This is a genomic window from Polaromonas sp. P1_G2 (assembly GCF_056405515.1).
In genome coordinates this window covers 1-385 of sequence record NZ_JBFUBY010001550.1, presented here as the reverse complement: position 1 = coordinate 385, position 385 = coordinate 1, and the positions used below count along the sequence as shown (strand labels likewise).

General features: G+C 65.5%; 1 protein-coding gene. It reads right to left on the bottom strand.

The window, feature by feature from the left end:
• A partial coding sequence (locus AC1D0P_RS31505; protein WP_477680317.1) for an HD domain-containing phosphohydrolase occupies nt 1–375 on the bottom strand: 375 nt, incomplete at its 3' end.
• Nucleotides 376–385: the final 10 nt, after the last annotated feature.

The following is a 385-nucleotide window of genomic DNA, read 5'->3' as shown; positions in this document are numbered from 1 at the left end:
GGTAAGCACTGCCTCGGCTCCATCCTGGCAAAGTCGTCCCTCGCGTATCCAGGTGCGCACCATCGAGGCCGCAGCCTCGCCGTCCAGCGCCGGACGCTGCGGCCGTTCCTCGCGCGAAGTTGCATAGACTTCTGCCGCGGCGAGAACGCGCGCCGCGGGCGAGAGATCGGAGCCATCGACCTGGCGGTAGAAACCCGATCGATCAAGACATTCATGGTGGCGCGAGACCAGTGCCGCCGCGCCCACACCGGCCTTTCCGAGCGCCGAAAGCGCACGTTCGCCGTAATAGGGATGCAGTTTCGCCGTATCGGCTTCCACGGGTGACATCGGCCCCTTCCTGATCCAGGACGCCACCGGCACGCAGAGTTCGCCGATATCATGAACC